The 20,526-nt window shown below is 53.1% G+C and carries 19 protein-coding genes; 16 read left to right on the top strand and 3 right to left on the bottom strand.

Going from position 1 to position 20,526, the window contains the following annotated elements:
- The first annotated feature begins 79 nt into the window (after positions 1 to 79).
- The 10 genes from J2I48_RS03870 to J2I48_RS03825 all read left to right on the top strand — a co-directional run bounded on the left by J2I48_RS03870 (position 80) and on the right by J2I48_RS03825 (position 9,936).
- On the top strand, positions 80 to 799 hold the full coding sequence (locus J2I48_RS03870) for an OmpA family protein (RefSeq protein ID WP_207334077.1): 720 nt from the start codon (positions 80 to 82) through the stop codon (positions 797 to 799).
- A 14-nt stretch (positions 800 to 813) separates the two neighbouring features.
- Entirely contained in the window at positions 814 to 1,578 is a 765-nt protein-coding gene (locus J2I48_RS03865; RefSeq protein WP_207334076.1) for an oxygenase MpaB family protein, read from the top strand.
- A gap of 193 nt (positions 1,579 to 1,771) precedes the next feature.
- Positions 1,772 to 2,431 carry a hypothetical protein gene (locus tag J2I48_RS03860; RefSeq protein ID WP_207334075.1) on the top strand — a complete coding sequence of 220 codons (660 nt, stop codon included), beginning with the start codon at positions 1,772 to 1,774 and terminating at the stop codon, positions 2,429 to 2,431.
- Positions 2,432 to 2,482: 51 nt separating this feature from the next.
- Positions 2,483 to 3,946: a S41 family peptidase gene (locus J2I48_RS03855; RefSeq protein ID WP_207334074.1), complete on the top strand. Its 1,464-nt coding sequence runs from the start codon at positions 2,483 to 2,485 to the stop codon at positions 3,944 to 3,946.
- A 12-nt stretch (positions 3,947 to 3,958) separates the two neighbouring features.
- Positions 3,959 to 5,191, top strand: a complete 1,233-nt coding sequence (locus J2I48_RS03850) for a helix-turn-helix domain-containing protein (RefSeq protein ID WP_207334073.1) — start codon at positions 3,959 to 3,961, stop codon at positions 5,189 to 5,191.
- 279 nt (positions 5,192 to 5,470) lie between these two features.
- The gene (locus J2I48_RS03845) at positions 5,471 to 5,827 is read left to right on the top strand and encodes a hypothetical protein (RefSeq protein ID WP_207334072.1); all 357 of its coding nucleotides are present in this window, start codon (positions 5,471 to 5,473) and stop codon (positions 5,825 to 5,827) included.
- Complete coding sequence (locus J2I48_RS03840; protein WP_207334071.1) at positions 5,820 to 7,331, top strand: S41 family peptidase; 1,512 nt, start codon at positions 5,820 to 5,822, stop codon at positions 7,329 to 7,331. The genes J2I48_RS03845 and J2I48_RS03840 overlap by 8 nt, the downstream gene beginning before the upstream one ends.
- Before the next feature lie 353 nt (positions 7,332 to 7,684).
- A complete protein-coding gene (trxA, locus tag J2I48_RS03835; protein ID WP_207334070.1) occupies positions 7,685 to 7,993 on the top strand; it encodes a thioredoxin in 309 nt (102 codons plus the stop codon).
- A gap of 110 nt (positions 7,994 to 8,103) precedes the next feature.
- The gene (locus J2I48_RS03830) at positions 8,104 to 8,907 is read left to right on the top strand and encodes an SDR family NAD(P)-dependent oxidoreductase (RefSeq protein ID WP_207334069.1); all 804 of its coding nucleotides are present in this window, start codon (positions 8,104 to 8,106) and stop codon (positions 8,905 to 8,907) included.
- A 120-nt stretch (positions 8,908 to 9,027) separates the two neighbouring features.
- Positions 9,028 to 9,936 carry an ROK family protein gene (locus J2I48_RS03825; RefSeq protein ID WP_207334068.1) on the top strand — a complete coding sequence of 303 codons (909 nt, stop codon included), beginning with the start codon at positions 9,028 to 9,030 and terminating at the stop codon, positions 9,934 to 9,936.
- A 58-nt stretch (positions 9,937 to 9,994) separates the two neighbouring features.
- Here J2I48_RS03825 and J2I48_RS03820 read toward each other — a convergent pair whose 3' ends face one another.
- Positions 9,995 to 11,017 (bottom strand): hypothetical protein, encoded by a 1,023-nt coding sequence (locus J2I48_RS03820; protein ID WP_207334067.1) that lies wholly within the window; start codon positions 11,015 to 11,017, stop codon positions 9,995 to 9,997.
- A gap of 155 nt (positions 11,018 to 11,172) precedes the next feature.
- Here J2I48_RS03820 and J2I48_RS03815 point away from each other — a divergent pair, with 155 nt between their 5' ends.
- The 6 genes from J2I48_RS03815 (at position 11,173) to J2I48_RS03790 (ending at position 16,880) form a co-directional block, all read left to right on the top strand.
- Positions 11,173 to 11,967, top strand: a complete 795-nt coding sequence (locus tag J2I48_RS03815) for a sugar isomerase domain-containing protein (protein ID WP_207334066.1) — start codon at positions 11,173 to 11,175, stop codon at positions 11,965 to 11,967.
- Positions 11,968 to 12,072: 105 nt separating this feature from the next.
- Positions 12,073 to 12,588: a GNAT family N-acetyltransferase gene (locus tag J2I48_RS03810; protein WP_207334065.1), complete on the top strand. Its 516-nt coding sequence runs from the start codon at positions 12,073 to 12,075 to the stop codon at positions 12,586 to 12,588.
- A gap of 84 nt (positions 12,589 to 12,672) precedes the next feature.
- On the top strand, positions 12,673 to 13,116 hold the full coding sequence (locus tag J2I48_RS03805) for a DMT family transporter (protein ID WP_207334064.1): 444 nt from the start codon (positions 12,673 to 12,675) through the stop codon (positions 13,114 to 13,116).
- 130 nt (positions 13,117 to 13,246) lie between these two features.
- Entirely contained in the window at positions 13,247 to 13,693 is a 447-nt protein-coding gene (msrB, locus tag J2I48_RS03800; RefSeq protein ID WP_374758147.1) for a peptide-methionine (R)-S-oxide reductase MsrB, read from the top strand.
- 205 nt (positions 13,694 to 13,898) lie between these two features.
- Positions 13,899 to 16,463, top strand: a complete 2,565-nt coding sequence (locus tag J2I48_RS03795) for a penicillin-binding protein 1A (protein WP_207334062.1) — start codon at positions 13,899 to 13,901, stop codon at positions 16,461 to 16,463.
- Between the two features lie 99 nt (positions 16,464 to 16,562).
- Complete coding sequence (locus J2I48_RS03790; protein WP_207334061.1) at positions 16,563 to 16,880, top strand: hypothetical protein; 318 nt, start codon at positions 16,563 to 16,565, stop codon at positions 16,878 to 16,880.
- Positions 16,881 to 16,923: 43 nt separating this feature from the next.
- Here the strand turns inward: J2I48_RS03790 and J2I48_RS03785 are convergent, their stop codons facing one another.
- Positions 16,924 to 18,360, bottom strand: coding sequence for an MOP flippase family protein (locus J2I48_RS03785; protein WP_207334060.1), 1,437 nt, complete (start codon positions 18,358 to 18,360; stop codon positions 16,924 to 16,926).
- Between the two features lie 75 nt (positions 18,361 to 18,435).
- A complete protein-coding gene (locus J2I48_RS03780) occupies positions 18,436 to 20,514 on the bottom strand; it encodes a hypothetical protein (protein WP_207334059.1) in 2,079 nt (692 codons plus the stop codon).
- Between the last annotated feature and the right edge of the window lie 12 nt (positions 20,515 to 20,526).

Raw genomic sequence — 20,526 nt, 5'->3', positions numbered from 1 at the left:
CGACATGTGGCTGATTAGTGCGGGTATGGCTTCGCGCTCTACTCATCTACAACTCACGCTAGATTAAGCCCTCTCTCTTATGCGTTTCCAGCTTGTTTTCTTCCTTGTGTTCTCATTGACGGCAACCCTTGCCGTTGCCCAGAAGACACTGTCTGCCAAGCCCACTAAAACGCTGTTTGCTATTAAGGCGGTCGACGAAAAAACGGAGGCTGAATTACCCGCCCGGTTCGCAATCAGGGCCATTCTGGCTAAGAAGAACTACGCGGGTACCAGCCGCCCCGGCACCGAATACACGTTCATGCTCACCCGCGCCGATACCCTCAACGTAGTGGTGAACGTGCCCGGCTACCTCGAAGCCGAAGAGGTGATGGTAGTCACCTGCGACACCTGCGCCAACTACGGCTATGCCGTGCAGATGGAAAAGGCCGACACCGTGTTTCGGAACCTCAAAGAAGGGCAGGCTATTCAACTCGACAAGGTGTTTTTCGACCAAAGCAGCTACCACCTGCGCACCGAATCGTACGATCAGCTGGATAAGTTGCTGCGTACGTTGCAAACCGCGCCCACGCTTAAGATTGAAATTGCGGGCCATACCGACAACGTTGGCGACCGGCGGCTGAACCAGCTTTTGTCGGAACAGCGGGCCAAAGTGATTACCAGTTATTTGATTACCAGAGGGATACCCGAAGCCCGATTGCGGCACAACGGCTATGGCAGTTCACGGCCAGCTGCGCCCAACGACGTGGAAGAAAACAAGCGTAAGAATCGTCGCGTAGAATTCGTTGTTTTGGCGAAGTAACAACTATCCGGCCAATGCCCCCCTTCGTTCCCCATAACTCCATCGTGCGCCGCATTTGGGGCGACGCCGACGTAATCCTGCTGATTTTTGCGGGTTCGGCGGCCGAATTTGCCCTCAACAAGGCTGTCGACTGGCTGTTTTTCACCGGAAAACTACCCGCCGACCCCATCGGGCGGCTTTTTTCGACGGTGCAATATGCCCAGCAAATCGTGTTTTCGAGCGACGCCGAGGCCCGGCAGGCCGTAGGCCGTATGGCGAGTATTCATGCCGGAGTAGAAAACAAGCGGGGTTATGCCATTCCCGACTGGGCCTACCGCGACGTGCTCTATATGCTCATCGACTATTCAGAGCGGGCCTACACGCTGCTTCATCGTCCCCTCACCAACGCCGAACGCACTGAGCTTTTCGACACGTTTTCGCAGGTTGGTATCGGCATGGGCGTACCCAACCTGCCCACCACCTACGCTGATTGGCTACCCGACCGGATGCGACACCTCGACACTGACCTGGCCCGCAGCGCCTTTACCGACAAGCTCTTCCAACGTTACGAAGAAGAACTCGGCAGCTGGCGCTACAACCTGCTCCGGCAGGCGCAGGCGCTGCTGGTACCCGACCACGTCCGCCAACTGCTCGACCTGCCCGCCCGTCCCTTACTGGCTAAAACGCTCTGGCTCTACGGCCTTGCCAACGCCCTCCAGCTCCGCTCGGTCATGCAGCGTGTACTGCTCCCCACCGCCTATTTGTCTCGTATTCAGGCACTTGAAGTGAAGGAGAAGTGAGAGATAAGAAGCAAGAAACAAGAAGTTGGCTATGTTCATCTCTTTCTTCTTGATTCTCACTTCTTGCTTCTCGAATCTAAAAAAGTCTCAACTCATGATCTGATACGTCTCAAATTTCTTTTGCGACGACTGGGGGCGGGGTATCTGGCACCTTTGTTCGGTAATTAAACGCAAGCCAAACCGCACGAAGTCCATGAAAACCTGCATCCAGTACCTCGCCAGTATAACGCTGTTTTTTATCTTGTCTATCAACGGCATGGCGCAGTCAACGCCGACTCAACCCGGCCAACCTAATCAGCCAGCCGATGTGCCCCCACCGTTGGCGCCATCTGCCGAGCGGGTTTCGTTTTCGTTGAAAAACACCACCGGTCGGCATTGCATGTTTCGGGCCTATGGCCCTGGCATTGCCTATGGGTTCACCATGAACCGGAATGAGACCACACCCAAAAACTGGCCCGTGGGTACAAAACTCTATTTCAGCGCCGATGGCGAAACCAACGACAGCTACATCCTGACCGTAACGGCCGACGATGCAGGCAAGACCGTAAATACCGAGCGGGTAAAGCCCAGTACGCCAAACATGGTCAGTTTCAGAATACGTAACAACAGCCTGTGGCCTAAGAAAGTAGCGCTCGTTTCGTATGAACCAGGTCAGCCTGGCAACGGCACTACTATCTTTATTATGGGGCCTTACGGTTCGTCGCGGCAACGTTTTCCCGTTGGCACTAAACTCTATCTAGCCGACAATGCACAGGTTGATGTGATTATGGCCGGAAAACGGATCGACAGCAACAAACCCTTTCTTCTGGTGAAGAAAGAAGACGCCGGCCAATCGTTCAACATCGCTGATTAACTTGCTAATGAGCGTTGGGCAGGCCTATCCTGCCCAACGCCACCCCACCCTATGCGCCCTTGTCTCACTATTCTCGTTGGCCTCTTGCTTCTTTGCGGCTCCCTTTCGGCTCAGCAGACTTTTACCAAAGCGCAGCTTCAGGCCGATTTTGCCGTTTTGCAAAAAGCCTACAAAACGCTTCACCCCGGCCTATATAAATACGCCGACTCAGCCACCATAGACCGTTATTTCATTGATTGTCAGGCTCTTTTGAATCACGATCAGTCGCTGACGGACGCGTATCTGAGTGTTATGCAGCTAACAGCGCAGTTAAAATGCGGCCATTCGTACCCCAACTTTTACAATCAGGAAGGGGCCGTGAAAGCCCTGTTTGAGCAAGATAACTGCCTGCCGTTTCAGTTTCGGCTGATCGACAACCGGATGCTTGTGACGCACAGTATAGACCCGGCGGTGGCGGTAGGTATGGAAGTGAAGACCATCAACGGAACGCCCGTGGCCACGATCATCAACACCATGCTACCGCTGGTTCGCGCTGATGGGGCGAACAATGGAAAGCGGCTTAGATTGCTGGAAATCAGCGGCCAAGGCTTCGAGTATTTCGATGTGCTGTTTCCCATGCTTTACCCAAGAGGATTGCCCGCTTTCAGGCTGGAACTGGCCAACTTGCGCACGGGCAAACCATTGGCTGTAACCGTGCAGGGCATGCGGCATGTGGTGCGGAACGAGCAGATTCGGAAGGCATACACCATCAGTACCGATACCGTGGCTACATTCCGCTGGCTCAATCCGGCTACAGCCATTCTGCGGATCAACACGTTTGCTGCGTATAACAAACCCTTCAACTTTGGCAAGTTCTACGAAGCCGCCGCCACTGAGTTCGGGCAAAAATCGGGGCAAAACCTTATCATCGACATCCGCGATAACGAGGGTGGCGATAGCTGGAACGGGAAGCAGTTGATTCGTCACCTGATCACGAAACCCATCGTCATCAATGAACAGCAGAATAGCTGGGCCTATGTTTGCATGGACTCTACACTGAATCCGTATATCCTGAACAAATGGGCCTACCAATGGCGCTATCGTACTGACAATGAATTTATTAAGTCGGCCAGCGGGCAGTATCGGAGTGTAAATGAGCGGCAACCAAAACCCCTTGACCCGAACTACAAACCGATTGTGGCGCGTGTATTTTTGCTGACGAGTGCCACCAACAGTTCGGCAGCGTTGCAGTTTGCGGCGGCTATGAAAGAGCACAAGCTGGCCACGCTGGTAGGGCAGCAAACAGGCGGCAACCAGAAGGGCATTACGGCGGGCGCGTTGTTTTTCATTGAACTGCCGAACACGAAAATCGAAGTCGATGTGCCGCTCATTGGTATGGACTACGCCGAAGCGGCCAAACGCCCCGACGCCGGTATCATGCCCGACGTGTATGTGAAACCCAGCCTGCTCGACGCGCTCAACGGCGTAGACACGGAACTGGTTATGGTGCAAAAGCTGATTGAGAAGCATAACTGAATAGCCCACCTTATGGATTTTCACTTCAATATCTATTCGGTACTGCTGCTATTTGGGTTTATGCAGGGGTGGGTCTATGCCATCTTGCTTTGGGTGCGCGGGCGGCGTGAAGAACGCCTCTCCGATAGCCTGCTGGGGTGGGTGCTGGTGGGGTGTTGCTTCAATATTTGGGTTTACATGTTGGGCTTCGGCGGCATCGAGATCTTGTGGCGGCAACTCGAGTTTTTTCCCCGCAACTTGGGTCTGCTCTTTCCGCCGCTCTGCTATTTCTACCTCCGAAGTCAGCTAAATGCTGATTTCCACTTCACCAGGGCCGATTTTGTTCATGCCACCCCCTTTCTGATCGAGACTACGTATCAGCTGGTCGTATTTTCCTTCGGGCATGATTTCGTCATTCAGTGGGAACGCACCGTTCACGACCCCTACTATATTGGCGATTTCTTCTATGCGGTTGGTATAGGTTCGCAGTTGTATTACCTCTACCGGGCTTTGGGGTTGTATAGGGCCTACCGCGACTGGATAAAAACCCAGTTTTCCGACACTGAGATCATCAGCTTCCGGTGGTTTCGCAACTTCCTGATCGGGCTGACGGTCACGGCAGTACTGTCGCTGCTAATGAACCTGCTGAGTGTGCTATACGGACTATCGTACTGGCAAAACTGGTGGGACGATGTGGCTACGGTGGTGCTGATCTACTATGCCAGCATTACCGGCTATGCCCAGCCACAACCCACCCGGCACCTGCTTTTTCAAGCTACAGCAAACGACGTTATACCAGCTGATTATACTCTTTCTGCACCAGTTGATGCAGACCCGACCCAAAGCCAATCAGCTAGTAATCAGTTAATTATAAATCCTGAATTGTCTGACGACTATAAAATGCTGTACGCCAGACTGTTGACGTTTATGACCACCGAACGGCCCTACCTGGAGCCTGAACTGTCGCTGGCGGATCTGGCCCGGCGGCTGCACACCAACCCAGTGGCGCTGTCGCAGGTAATTAATGCGGGAGTGGGCAAGAACTTCAATGATTTTGTGAATAGCTACCGCGTCGAGGCGTTCAAGGCAGCAGTAAGCAGCCCGGTGAACCGGCACCTGAGCCTGCTCGGCATTGCCCTCGACTGCGGGTTCAATTCCAAAGCAACGTTCAACCGGGCTTTCAAGAAGTTTACGGGGCTGATGCCCAAAGAATTTGCCGAAAAGGCCAAGATCACCGAACCCAGTGTCGTGCCCACGGTAGCCTAAAAAAAAGCCCCGACAGGTTATCTGCCGGGGCTTGTTATTGGGATATGATAGGTGAACCACCAAACCGTCCGAATAGTTTCAGCCTTGCCACATTGTGGGGTTATTTTTCAGAAAATAAGCGCAGGGCGGGGGAGTTGGTTGGTGGTTGGTAGTTGTGTGCCATTTTATAGACACCTCAAAATCCGACACAAATCATAATTTGAGACCTACAAAATCTAATTTGAGACGACTTACAACAGTAATAATGACACATTTGTAAATCATTTCAACCAAACTACCATGAAAAAAATAATCTTCGTTTTTTTAGCAATTATTGTAATTGCTAACGCTTGTAATTCAAGCAAAAACCTTGCAAGCATTCAACCAAAATCGGGCAATCTTGAAGTTCCAGCAAAAGGAGAACTTAGAGTTTGGAAGGACATCAAGCACCCAAGTTTTGATGTTGTATTGACAAACTCAAACGCTAATCAATCCTGTGAGATTTATTATGTAAAAAATAACGGTATCGAAAAATGGATTAATCCATCGCTTCAAGCTAATAGCAGTCAGACAGTTTTCATTCCAACTGATGGGCATCTTTTTATTAAAAATTTCAATCCAAATACCTTAACCATTAATTACAAAATCAATGAATAAGCTAATTCTAATTTTTTTGCTTTTGGTTTTACAACAAGCAAAAGCACAGCAGCAATTGACACTTTCCCAACAACAGGAAGACTTCAATATATTTAGAACTAGTGTGCAAGAAATGCATGCCGGGTTAAATTGGTTTATAACTCCTGAACGATTTAAAGTGCTTCATGACAGTGTTTATAATACATTAAATGAGAATACGAGTACAGAGCTATTTAATTTGAAATTAAGGTATTGTATGGCTGCATTAAAACACGGACACGATGGTGTTGGTATGACAAATGGCGAAGGTGGTATTAACTTCAAAATGGGAACTTTACCAAAAAGCAGAAAACATATGCCTTTTGTTCTAATGTTTTTGGATAAAAAGCTATACATCATTAATAATTGCAGCAGCAACAAATCAATTCCAAATGGAAGTGAAATTGTAGCTATCAATGGCAAAACAACGGCAGAACTTTCAAAGGAATTTTGCAACTACATTTTTGCCAATGGGCGAAATACCACTTTTAAGTATCAAGTATTAGGCACTTACTACCAGTTTCAGTACTTATTACAAGTGCTTTATCCATCCGAAAATTATCTGGTAGAAATTATTCCATTTGGTAAAAAATCAAAGGTAAAAATTACCGTGCAAACCGAATTACCACAAACTATTGCCAATGCTTACAAAGAACAAACAGGTAAAGACATTGGCGCTTGGGATACTTTTATTGAATACAAACAAATTGAACCAAAATTAAAATTAGGATATGTAAAGTTTGAGACCTTTGCACCACAACGAGTAGAAAATGATAGTGTAAAGTTTGCTTCATTATTAGAAAAAATGTTCACCCAAATTAAAAAGGACGGAATTGAAAATTTAATTGTGGATATACGAAACAATGAAGGTGGTAACGATACTTGGCAACTTGCAACCAGTTATTTTAGAGCCATTCCCAAAGACAACAATCAAGGCTTGTCTTTTATACAAAGTGATAAGTTCACTCAAATAAAGTATGTTGAGCAAACTGAACAGAACAAACAACTTCTAATGGTATTTCAATACAATCCTTATGCACTAATTGACAAATTGCCTGATGGAAGGTTCAAGTTGAAACCAGAGTATACCGAACACGACACAAAAGGAAAGCCACTAATGCCAAATGCCTACAACGGAAAAGTTTTTCTATTGCAAAACGGTTTGACATTTTCCGCAGGCTTTGCTTTTGCAGGCAAAATGAAACACTTAATTCAACGGGACAATGGCTTTGTCAAAGTTGTTGGCGAAGACAATGGAGATGATATGGATGCAGGTGTAGGCAGTGGTGGTTGGAGTTTAAATGTTGTATTACCAAATAGCAAAATAAAAGTAACTATACCAGTTACAGGTGGTGGTACTGACAAACCCTTCACTATACCACCAGTAAACTTTTTAGACTATAAAATAATACCGACAATTAAGGATAAACTCAAAGGAATTGACACAGAGATTGAGTTTGTGAAAAAGATGATAAGTGCGAAATAAAAACGGCACACAACAGGCGGTTTGACAATATGGCGGGGCGGCAAATATATTCTCAGCTTTTTGTTCGCTGATCAGCTTCAGTTCCAGCCGACGGAATACTAATGAACAGCAGAATTAACAATGAATTTTTGTAACTTTATTCAGCAGCGGTTACGGGCTGACGATTTTCAAATTCCGCCACATCGCCAAGCCGTGTTCGTTTGTAGTTGGTAGTTGGCTGACGCGCGGCCGGAACGCCGGACTGGGCGTCAGCCAACTACCAACCACCAACTACCAACCAACTCCCTCGCCCTTCGCTCAAAAAAATGAACGTTGGCCCGAAGGGGTCTGTTTTGGTTGTAAACAACACACACATGAACAAGGCACCCCTTCCTTTCAACGAACTTATTAAGAGTGGCCAACCCGTGCTGGTCGATTTTTATGCCGACTGGTGCGGCCCCTGCAAGGCTATGGCCCCTACCCTCAAACAACTTGCCGACCGCACGGGCGACAAGCTCAAGATCGTGAAAGTCGACATTGACCGTAGTCGCGCTGCCGCCGATAAGTATCAGATTCAGAGCATCCCTACGCTGATTTTATTTAAGGACGGCAAAGTGGTATGGCGGCAAACCGGTGCTCAGCCCCTGAACAAACTGGAGGCCGCCGTAAAGCCTCATTTGTAGAAAAGTTTGCTGCCAGAGGTTTGCCGTTTGCCGTTGCGGGGCTAACTAGCACATGCGTTGGCGTGGGCTGGTAGCTCGTCAACCGGTAAACCGTAAAATCGTAAACAGCGTTGACTTGGCTGACTAACAAACGAATCGTGGTGGTGGGCGGCACCACCGGCATGGGCCTCTCGGCCGCGCAGGCTTTTGTGCGCGAGGGCGCGCAAGTGGTAGTGGTGGGGCGCAATCCCGACAGTTGCGCCGCCGCCGAAAAACTCCTCAACGGTAACGGTCTGGCTATGAGCGGCGATGCCGCCGACCCGCAAACGGCCATCAAGGCCATTCAGCTTTGCCAAACCATCTTCGGGGGCTTCGATGGCCTCTATCACGTGGCTGGCGGGTCGGGGCGTCGCTTTGGCGACGGGCCATTGCACAACCTGACTTTGGAAGGTTGGAATACTACGTTTCAACTCAATCTCACCTCGCTGATGCTGTCGAATCAGGCAGCGATCCGGGCATTTCAGGCGGCGGGCATCGATGGCAAACCTTGGCCGGGCGTGATCCTGAACATTGGGTCGGTGTTGAGCTATTCACCCTCGCCTAACTATTTCGTCACCCACGCCTACGCAGCGGCCAAAGCAGCCGTGATTGGCTTCACGCGCTCTATTGCAGCCTACTACGCCCCGCAGAACATCCGCGTTAACTGCCTTATTCCGGCCCTGGTTGAAACGCCGATGGCCCAACGCGCCGCCAACGACGAGGCCATTATGTCGTTTATCAAAACCAAGCAACCCCTTGACGGTGGCCGCATTGGCAAACCTGAAGATCTCGACGGGGCCGCCGTGTATTTCCTCTCCGACCAGTCTGCTTTCACCACCGGCCAAATCCTCACCGTCGATGGCGGCTGGGATTTGAGCGAAGGACAGTATCTCTAGATTTACGAATTACGATGGACGATTTACGATTTTTGCTGACGCGTCCATTTACGCTACAGCAAGCTGACGCGTCAGCAAAAATCGTAAATCGTACATCGTAATTCGTAAATCTCTACCCTCATGTTTGCAATTGGCATTGACCTTGGCGGGACCTGGATAAAGGGCGTCCTGATGACCATCGACACCGGCGAGATGGTGAAGCAACTCTATCACCCCACCCACGGCGATAAGGACTGGAAACAGGCTGTGGCCGAAACCGTAGCCGAATTACAGCAACATGCCGACTTAGTGAAACCAACTGACGATCAAGGCAGTACGATTAAAGCAATTGGCCTATCGGCACCGGGTTTGCCCAACGAGACGAACCGTTGCATTGCCTACATGCCGGGTCGGTTGCCTGGTTTAGAGGGCTTCCATTGGGGCGATTTTCTGAACGCGCCGGTGTATGTCGTTAACGATGCCCATGCCGCGCTCATGGCCGAAACGCGCTTTGGCGTGGCTAAAGGCAGTCGCCACGTACTGCTGCTAACCCTAGGCACGGGCGTGGGCGGCGGACTGCTCGTAGACGGGAGGCTGTACCAGGGTAATAGTCAGCGGGCGGGTCACCTCGGCCACATCACGGTCGACACCGAAGGCGACCGCGACATTATGGGCCTGCCGGGCAGTCTGGAAGATGCCATCGGCAACGCCACCATTGAAAAACGGTCGTTGGGGCGCTACACGAGTACCTACCAACTATTGGAAGCCTACAAACAGGGCAACCCGTTTGCGCAATGGGTGTGGCTATCGTCGGTGCGGAAACTAGCCGTAGGCATTTGTTCGCTGATCAACTGTTTCTCGCCCGACGTAGTGGTCTTAAGCGGCGGCATCACCCAGGCCGATGCTGATTTGCTGCTGCCGCTCACCTCTTTTATGGATGCCTACGAATGGCGTCCCGGCGGTTTGACTACCCCCATCAAAATCGCCCACTTCGGCGACATGGCCGGCGCCATCGGTGCCGCAAGCTTTGCCATTCAGGAAGTGGTGTAGGGTTTGTATTAACTGATAATACGCGGATGGATTGTTTTTGCCTCGGCCAATAACCAAATCAATGCCCTGCCAGTAGTTCCAGGCTGCGCCAGACGAGGTCACCCATGCTGCGGCCCGTGTCGAACAGGCGGGTATGGTAATGCCGGTCAAGTGAGTCAGCCAATTGACGAACGTTGGGTTCAGGGGCGATGGCGTCGAAACGCATAGCCGCCATTAGGTCGCCGATGCGGGCTTGCTCTACCCGCAGCCGCCCGGCCATCAGCGATCGTTCTTCGATCTGGTATTGCCGCACGCTTTCGGGGGTCAGGTATTCGGTACCCAGCTTGATAATGGGCGCATTCTGCCGATAGTATTGCGGCATATACACCGACTTGCGCCCCTCATACGACTGCTGATCGAAGTCGATGGCGCGGATGCGGTAGTACACCTCGTCGAAATCGGGCGTCACGTCGACCACAAAATTGCTGGAGTGCATGTCGCCCAGGAGGCGCACGAAGCAGCGTTCGTTGAATTTAACAAACTCCTTGCAGAGCCGCACGGGGTTCCGGTCGGCGTCGTTCATTTGCTGCTCAAAAAACATGTCGCCTGGAATCCCCGCAATGTGTTCTTCAATCAGGGTCTGCCCGCTGGTGAGGTAACTGATACGGTTTGGCGACAGAATATGCTCTAATTCAAGGCCATACACCCGCGAGGCATCGGCGTTTTTGATATAGAAATAGTCGAAATTGTCATTCACCAGGTTTCGCACCCGCACCCGAAACGGCTGGGTGTTGCCATAACTACACAGATCAACCCGGTCGATGGTGAGGTGGCCCGTGACCGACATGTCGCCGTCGGCTTTCAGGATTGCATAGATCTGTTTCAGCCCCAGCAGCATGTCGTTGGCCTCTGATGCCGGAAAATAAACCGTTTCCCAGAGCGTGTCGCGGTTGCGCTTGTCGAAGAGCGACGCCGAGTTGTCGTAGCGCAGCAGGTCGCTGTACTGAATTGGCAGTTTATGTTCGCGGTTGTAGTGCGTCAGGTAGTCGCGCAGGGGCTGGCGAATGGGATAAACCAGTTTTTTTCGGGAGATAAGGGGCATGGAGGGCTTATTAGGGTTGGAGAATGAATGTAAAATGAAGAATGTAAAATGGGTGTTAGCGGGTCGGCTTCGCGCTTTCAGTGTTGCAGGCGCGAAGCCGACCCGCTAACACCCATTTTACATTCTTCATTTTACATTAAAAACATCCCCACCTTATGACACAAGATTATATCCAAAAATGCCGCGCTATACTGGATACGGTGGCGGCGCAGGAGGCACAGATTCAGCAGGGTGCCCAGTGGTTTGCCGACAGCATCCTGGCGGGCCGTATGGTACACGTTTTCGGTTCGGGCCACAGCCGTATTATGGTGGAAGAGATGTGGCCGCGCTACGGGTCGTTTCCTGGTTTCAATCCCATCGTTGAACTCTCGCTTACCTTCCATAACCTGGTAGTGGGGGCCAATGGACAGCGGCAGGCCATGTTTCTGGAAAATGTACCCGGTTTGGCCAACCGTATTCTCCGAAATTTCGCCCTCAGCAAGTTGGATACAGCGCTCATCATTTCGTCCAGCGGCTGCAACGTAGTGCCCATCGAGATGGCCGAACTGTTTCAGCAGCAGGGCATTAAGGTAGTTGCGTTGGTCACGCAGGAGCACGCCGCCCAAAGCATGAGCAAGCGTGCCGACGGCAAAAAGCTGAGCGATTTCGCCGACCTCATCCTCGACACCGGCGCCCCCGTCGGTGATGCAATGGTGACCGTGCCGGGCCTCGACACGCCCGTGGCCCCCGGCAGCACTGTAGGTGGAGCCGTGCTCATTAACTGCCTCAAAGCCGAAACCGCGAAGCTACTCACCGAAGCCAGCCGGCCACCCAACGTGCTTAGTGCCAGTGTAGTAGTGGGTACCGACCGGGCCGTTTCGCTCTTTGAAGCCGCCTACGACGAACATGCCCATCGCCTGGCCAAGCTGTATGAAAAGGTAGGTACGGCGAGTTATGTGAGCGGGGAATAAACCAATAAGGTTTCAAAAACCTTATTGGTTTGTTATTTCTGAGCATATGAATAATGAGTTGATCGACATTCTGACGCACCGCGTGACCACCTCCCTCAACGAGCTATGATTGAAACGAACCGGCTGTCGATCAGACCATTAACTCTGGAACAGTTGCGGCTACACCTGGCCGGGGGGACGTTGCTGGAAGATGAACTGGGCGCGTTGCCCGGCCACCGCGAGGTGACCGAACCGCTGCTGAGCATCCTGAAGCACTTCACGATTCCGTTTCTCCAAAACCCCAACCGTCAACCCCTCTACGACACCATCTGGATTGCCCGCGACCGGACCCTAAATCAGTTTGTGGCCGACGCCAAATTCAAAGGTGCCCCCGACGAAGAACAGACCATCGAGATCGGCTACGGCACCTATCCTACTTTTCAAGGGCGTGGCTACATGACCGAACTCGTAGGCGGGCTGGTAACCTGGGCGCTCAACCAACCAGGCGTACGTCGCGTCACCGCCGAAACCGACCTCACCAACGCCGCCTCGCAGGCCGTACTCCGCCACAACAGTTTCCACCCCTTCGCCGAGGATGACCGCACAATGTGGTGGGAACTGGCGAAAGGAATTAAGAATTAAGAATGCAGAATTAAGAATAGTTGACGCAACTGTGTTCTCGCGTCAGTCATTCTTAATTCTGCAGTCTTAATTCTTAATTGCCTTATGTACCCACTCTTTCTCCTCCTTGCTTTCCTCACTGGTGTAGCCATCTCTATTCAGGCGGGGGTCAACTCAAACTTGCGGCTGGGGCTGAATAATCCCGTTTTAGCGGCACTGATCTCGTTTGGTACGGGGTTCGTTACCCTGCTCATTCTGCACCTGGGTATGAGGGGGAGCCTGCCGCCTATGACCACGCTTCGGTCGCTGGCGTGGTGGAAGTACACAGGCGGCGTGATCGGGGCCGTATATGTGACCACCGTGATTCTGTCGGTGCCGCGCATTGGCACGGCCAACCTGGTGAGCCTGAGCGTGGCTGGGCAGTTGATCGCTGCTGTGGTGCTGGATCACTATGGCCTGCTGGGCTTTGCGCAACATTCGGCCAATGGCTGGCGGCTGCTGGGCATCATCCTGATTCTGGCGGGGGTGTGGCTGGTGGTGAAAAACTGATTGCGCCAATTTTACGTTTATTAGGTAGCGGCAAAGCAGCAGCTTCATCACCGCTAACCATCCAATGAACTACCTCGTTAACAGCACCTTAGTTATTGCTATCCTGGCAACCATTGCCTGCCAAACCAATATGTCGGCTAAAGAATCGGCCGCGTTGTACAGTCAGGGGCAAAACCCGCCGGGCGGCAAGACCGTCGTGAAAACCGATGCCGAATGGAAGAAACAGCTAACGCCCGACCAGTATGAAGTGCTGCGCAAACACGGCACCGAGCGCGCCGGTACCAGCCCCCTGTTGAACGTACACGAAGACGGCACGTTCTATTGTGCAGGCTGCCACAACCCACTGTTCTCTTATAAGACCAAGTTTGAATCGGGCACGGGCTGGCCTAGCTTCTATGAGCCAATTAGCAAAAACGCGGTGAAAGTGGGCAAAGACAACAGCTACGGCATGGACCGCGACGAAGTGCTTTGTTCGGTCTGTAACGGGCACCTCGGCCACGTCTTCAACGACGGCCCTAAACCCACCGGCCTCCGCTACTGCATGAACGGTGTGGCGATGACATTTGCAAAAAAGTAGTCTTCTGTTTGCTGTTTTCAGTCTTCAGTTGCTTCGCACGTGGATTACCCTTGCAGAGCAACTGAAGACTGAAAACAGCAAACTGTAAACTCTAAAAAGCCCCCTCCGTAGCTTGCGGAGGGGGCTTTTTATCTGTTTGGCTCTAGTTTACGTTATCTTTGCTGACTACCTGTCGTAACAGGTTTCAGACTACCCAAACGTATATATGAGTATCCATAGAGAGCGGCTTCGGGCTGTGCAGCGAGGTGTTAATTCCTTTCGGCAGCGTGCCCGACACCGACGTACGCAGCTGGGCGCGGGCGTTTCACGCATCATTGGCGAAGAGCGCGTGAGTTCCTGGAAAGACGGCCTGATGGCCCGGCGCGAACAGTTCAGGACCTTCGTTCATCAGTATGTAGACCCAAACAGCTGGTACTATCCGTACCTGCGCGGCCTGGCCAAATACAGCCTTATGTTTCTGCTGTTTCTGATTGGCTACGTCTTTGTGCTCCAAACCAATTTTCTCTACCTCACGGGTGCGCTGCCCAGCGTAGAAGACCTGCGCAACCCCAAGCTCAACCAGGCATCGGAAATCTATTCGCTGGACGGCAAGATGATTGCCAAGTTCTATGCCGAAAACCGCACGCCCATTAAGTACGAAAATATTCCGAAGCACCTGATTGAAGCCCTCGTAGCGACCGAGGATGCCCGCTTCTACGACCACGGCGGCATTGACCCCCGCGCCATTGGCCGGGCAGCGTTTAGCTTCGGACGCGATGGGGGCGGCTCTACGATTACGCAGCAACTGGCCAAGAACCTATTTAAGACCCGCCGCCGTACCAACGATGGCTTCCTGAACCGCATTCCGGGTGTGCGCAAGGTAATTTACAAGTCGAAAGAGTGGTTGATGGCACTGACGCTGGAACGAAACTTCACCAAACAGGAGATTCTGACCTACTACTTCAACACCGTCGATTTTGGGTCCAACTCGTTTGGGCTGAAGACTGCCGCCAAGACGTTTTTCGGCAAAACGCCCGATAGCCTGAACGTACAGGAAGGTGCCGTACTGGTAGGCCTGCAAAAGGCCACGACGTACTACAACCCACTGAAAAACCCCCAAAACTCGCTGAAAAGGCGGAATACGGTGATTCAGCAGATGGCCAAATACAAGTACATCACCAAAACCCAGGCCGATTCGATCAGCGAACTGCCCCTGCTTACCGACTACACGCCCGAAAACCCTTACGCCGGCCCGGCCAGCTATTTGAAAAATGCCGTGGTTGAATTCGTGACCGAATGGGGCAATAGAAACGGCTACAACCTCTATACCGACGGCCTTCGCATTCACACCACCATCGACTCGCGGATGCAGCAGTATGCCGAAGAAGCCACCGCCGAGAAGATGAAACGGCTGCAAAAGACCTTCGACAACCACTGGAAAGGCCGTAACCCCTGGACCGACGAAGACGGTAACGAACTACCCGGCTTTATCGACTCGGTGGCCCGCCGCACCGAACGGTACAAAGGCCTGGTGAAGAAATTCCAGATCTACCCCGACTCGGTCGATTACTACATGAAGGTGAAAAAGCAGCCCATGAAAGTCTTCGACTGGAACGGCAAAGACAATGCCCGCAAAACCAGCATGACCCCTTACGACTCCATTGCCTACTACAAGCACTTTTTGCAGGCAGGCATGGTGGCTATGGACCCCCACACGGGCTTTATCCGCGCTTGGGTGGGTGGCCTTGATTACGACTATTTCAAGTATGACCACGTGAAGCAGGGCCGACGCCAGCCGGGGTCAACGTTTAAACCGTTTGTCTACGCCACGGCCATCGACGACACGGCCTTTAACATGACCCCCTGCGACCGGATTCGGGACAAGCCGTTTCGCAAGCCCTACCGCGAAAACGGCGAAGACAAGGTCTGGGAGCCTAAAAACTCGGGCGGGGGCTTCACCTATTCCAACATGACCCTGCGCCGGGCGTTGGCCCGGTCGGTCAACTCGATCACGGCTCAACTCACCGACATGGTGGGGCCGGAGCGCGTGGTTGAATACGCCCACAAGTTGGGAATCAACAGCAAGCTCGATGCCGTACCGTCTATCGGCCTGGGGTCGTCAGACGTGTCGCTGTATGAACTGGTGTCGGCTTATTGTTCATTCGTGAACGAAGGGCAGTATACCAAACCAATGCTGATTCAGCGCATTGAAGACCGGGATGGCAGAGAAATCGAGTCGTTTAAACCTGAGCGCCGGCCCGCCATTCGGCCCGAATCGGCCTATCTGATGCTGTATATGTTGCAGGGCGGCTTGCAGGAGCGTGGTGGCACGTCGCAAAACCTGTGGTCGTTTGATCTTTTCAAGCATAACCATCAGATGGGCGGCAAAACCGGTACCACCTCCAACAACTCCGACGGCTGGTTTGTAGGGGTGTCTGACAAGCTCGTGGTGGGTGCCTGGGTGGGTGGCGACGACCGCAGTATCCACTTCCGGTCTACAGACATGGGCGAGGGTGCCAAAACAGCCCTGCCCATTGTAGGTGGTTTTCTGGAAAAAGTGTACGCCGATCCCAAATTCCGCGATTTGCAGGGGCCATTCCCCAAAGCCACCGTTGACATTCAGAAACAATATGACGACTGTGTCTATGAGGACGACGGCTATAGTGATGAAAGCGTGGAATCCGATTCGACCAATACGGACGGCGGCAGCGGCGGGACCGATTCGCTCAACGTGCCCCCACCCGTAGCCATACCCGAACCCACCGACACCACCGGCAGGCAAAAACCATAACAAGAGGTTCAACGTTTAATGTCTAATGTCTAAAGTTGGCTGACGCAGGAGCATTTTCGCGTCTGCCAACTTTAGACATTAAACGTTGAACCTCTTATTATGAAAGACCTCAAAAACGTGCCCACGGGCATGGAAACCGACCCCAACGCCGACGAACAGGTGATTGACCAAACCGCCGATGGCCTTACTAAGGATCAACCCACCGAGGTAAACCCATCGGGCATAGAGAAACCGAAAGCAGGCGAAGAAACCCCCGCCGATGATCTGGCTAATGCGCTGGCCTATGCCCTCGATGGCAGCGGTGTCGGGCTAGCCGGGGCACCTCCCGCCGCCCCAACCGTGGGTACGCCGCAAAAAGTAATTACCGAAGGCAACACCGGCGCAGGACCTACCGATGAAGAACAACACGGGGTGTAGCGGGTGCTAACCCTGTTGTCTGCAACTGCCCATTACCTACTTTCTAGAGCGCCTCGCGGTAGGTTTTTAGCTCCTGAATGGAGAGTTTGAAGGCCAGGGTAAGGCCTGCGTAGATGGCCCCGCCAAGGGCGATTTCGGCGATGGTGTTGATAGAACCTTCATGGCCAAAAACGGCTTTGTAGGCCGTTACGGCACTCACCATAAGCAGGCAAAAGACCGTGGGGCGGACAATGTTTTTCAGAAACGTGCCCATAAAATCGCCAATCAAGTAATGTACAATGGCGAAGTTGGCCAGCAGGTTGAAGAGCGTAGCCAGCAAAAAGGCCGTGGCAATGCCAATGACGCCGTAGTACTGCCCCAGGAAATAGACGAGTGGAATTTTCATCACCAGCGTTACCAAGTTCAGGTAGAACAATAGGTTGGGTTTGCCCTTGGTAAACGCCAGCGTGAAGAGCGGGTGGCTGAGGCACATAAACAGGCCCACAAACACAAAGATGTGGATTAGCTCGATGGTCTTTTCCCAGCCGGGGCCGTACACCAGCGGCACCACACTTTCGGCCGTGACAAACAGGCCCGCCAGCAGCGGCATGTTGCAATAGCTGAGGATATCCAGGATTTTCAGATACGCCCGTTTCAGTTCAGCGTTGTTGCCCTGCATTTTGGCCAGAATGGGGTAGGCCACCTGCAAAATAATGGGGTTCAGCTTGGTGATCGGGAAGATGGCCAGCTGGTAGGCAATAGTATAGTAGCCCAGCATTTCTACGCCCAACATCTTGCCAATCAGAATGTTATCGGAATTTGACTGCACGAAGCCCAGCAGCCCGTCGCCGAGATTGTAAAGGCCAAACCGGAGGTGGTCTTTGGCTTCGGCCAGCGAGAAGCTGAGCAACGGTTTGAACAGCCCGCGTCCCAGCATGATTTGCCCCGTGGTCTTCACCAGTTGCATCACCAGTTGCCCAATAATGAGCGACAACTCATGGTAGCCGCTGTAGGCCAGGGCCACCGTGGTGATGGTGCCCACCACCGCGCCAATGATTTCGATGCTGGCAATAGACCGGAACCGCAATTCCTTTTCCATCAGAAACAGGTAGATCTGCCCGAAGTAGACGATCAGAAAATAGATCGACGACAGGTGCAGCACCCGGTCCAGTTTGGGTTGGTTGTAGAAGGCCGCAATGGCTGGTGTCGAGAGTTGAACGGCGGCAAAGATGACCAGCCCAACCAGCAGATTCAGGAAATAGAGCGTCGACAGCACGGTGCGGTCGCTCTCCTGTTTGTAGATGATTGAATTGGAAAAGCCGAGGTTGGTGAACAGCTGAAAGAACGTGATTATCAAGCTACTAACGCTCACCAGACCAAAAGCCGCTGGGGTTAACAAACGAGTCAAAACGGCTATCTGCGCAAACTGAAGAACCGTAGATACCACCGTGGCGATGGTGATCCACTTGCCCCCGTTCATGGCCGCATTGGTTGAACTCATACGTTACTGACTCGTGGGATGTTGTGGTGGATACTGTGCCTGGTATGTACTAGCTGGCGCACGCTGCTCTGCGTATCACTTAGACGAAGAAACCGGCGAAATGTTACGTGGTGAATGCAGCACGAAGGTAGGGGTCTCAGAAACAAAAACGGGAATACTTCCGGTCTGACTTAGCTGCCGGATGCAGGGCATGGTTTCGCGGCCCGCCCTGGGCGTACACACCCGCACGCTGTCGCCTTGGGGAATCCGTAGCTGATAGGTGGCGGTGCGGCCCCGCTCGTCGGGAATGGTGAGCACGTAGGCTTGTTTTCCGGCCAGTTCGTAGCGGTCAACCAGGGGGTCTGCCGCCATAGTCTGCTGGTAACGATACGCCCCAATGAGCTGGTTGGCCTGATGCAGAAAATCGGCAGCGGGCTTGCGGGTTTTGTTTCCGTTGATGAGGCCCATAGAGCTAAACTGGGTGCCGTCGGCGGGGTTTTCGTCGTAGAGCTGGTAGAAAAACACCCGGTCAATACCTGTCCGTACATACAACAGGGCCGTGCGCAGGGTCCAGTCGGCCTGGGTGTCGAGCACGGATTTCGGGCCGATGGCGATGGCGTGAAACGGACTGCCGGGATTGGTGTCGTAGCCGGCTTCGGTGATCCAGACGGGCATGTCGTAACCTATTTCGTGTGCCAGCTTCACAAACTCCCGCGCCTGTAGCCCCACCCCGCTTACCTCCGGGGCGGCCCCGCGCGTGGCTTTTTTGCCGCCCACCACCATGCCCTGGGAGTTGTGGGCATCGTTGGCGTAGAGGTGCTGGTTGATCACGTCCCAGCAGAGGTCCACACGCCCGTCGGGCCGGTATCCCCTGAACTCGCGGCACCAGTCTACCATGGCTCGCACGTAGTCGGTGGTGGCGGCGGCCAGCCCTCCAATCACCACTGTCACGCCGGGGTCGGCGGTTTTCACGCCCGCATTGGGGCCAAGTGCGCCTTTGTGGCCGTCGTAAAATGCCGACAGGTTGGCGGCATATTCGCGGGCGGTCTGGTAGCCGTCGCGGCCTTTCCAGGTTTTGTCGCGCTCATTTTCGCACTCGATATACCGAATCAGCCCCAGCCCGATTTTCTTTTCGTTCATGGGCATCCAGGTTTTTACGGTGCTGATTTTGATCAGGTTCGGGTCAATTTTTTTGTTGAAACCATAGCGGGCCATGTACTGAAACGCCACCCGCGCCTGCTCGGCGTAGGAGGCCGGTTTGCTCAGGTCGCTGCCGTAGCGAACGGGGTTGTTGCCGTAGTCGCGCTGACCGGCTGGGTACAGGTTTTCTAACCACTTCGGAATAGTTTTCAGGCAGGCCAGCACGGTCACGTGTTCGGCGTTGAGGCGGGTGTAGAGGGCGTCGTAGTTCCAGGCGCCATGCAGGGTAAGGTTATAGGTATACTGCCCCGGTTCGCCCTCCAGCTTATCCCAGTCCATGTAGTGCCGCACGGCCGCAAACCCCTTCACAGCAGGCACCCGGCTCTCGTCGATCTCCCACGACCGGGCGGCTTCTTCCAGGTTCCATTCAAACATATTTACCCCCACCGCCTGCCCAAACGGCGTTTTTCGGATTGGAACGGGCGTGGCCATCGGATCTTTGCCGGGGGTATAGGTGCCGTATAACTCCATCTCGGCGGGGTAGGCTCCCCAGGTGTTGATCACCAGGTAGCGCACGTTGGCTACGGGCGTTTTTAGGGCAAACACACCTGGATTGGCCGGATCTGGCCCGACCCATTCGTTATAGCTGGCCCCCGTAAACCGCGCAATGGGCACCCGCTGCCAAGTGTCGGTGACGGCAAAAAGGGTCATGGGCTTGTCGAGGTTCTGGTCGGCGAAATCGTAGAGGCGAATGCTGTCGATGCGCATGGTTTCGCCGGGGCGCAGGGGGTAGTAAGCGTCGTAGTTGGGCAATAGCTTACTCCAGCCGGTATTCACGTTTTCCTGCAACACCCCGTCGAACAACCCGTGCAGGCCGGTGCTGGCGTTGACCACCTGGTACCACCGCCGGGGGTCGATGGGAATGCGGTGGAGCCTGGCGGGCGGCTGCGCCACGGCGGGCCGGGTGGGCGTGGAAGGGGCGTTGAGCAGTACCATTACGCCAATGGCGGCAACCGGCAACAGGAGGTATTTCATACAATCCGTTAG

It is taken from the genome of Fibrella aquatilis (assembly GCF_017353255.1).
GTDB classification, from domain to species: Bacteria; Bacteroidota; Bacteroidia; order Cytophagales; family Spirosomataceae; genus Fibrella; species Fibrella aquatilis.
Note: the sequence above shows the minus strand (reverse complement) of the source record. Positions and strands in the feature narration are given on the sequence as shown.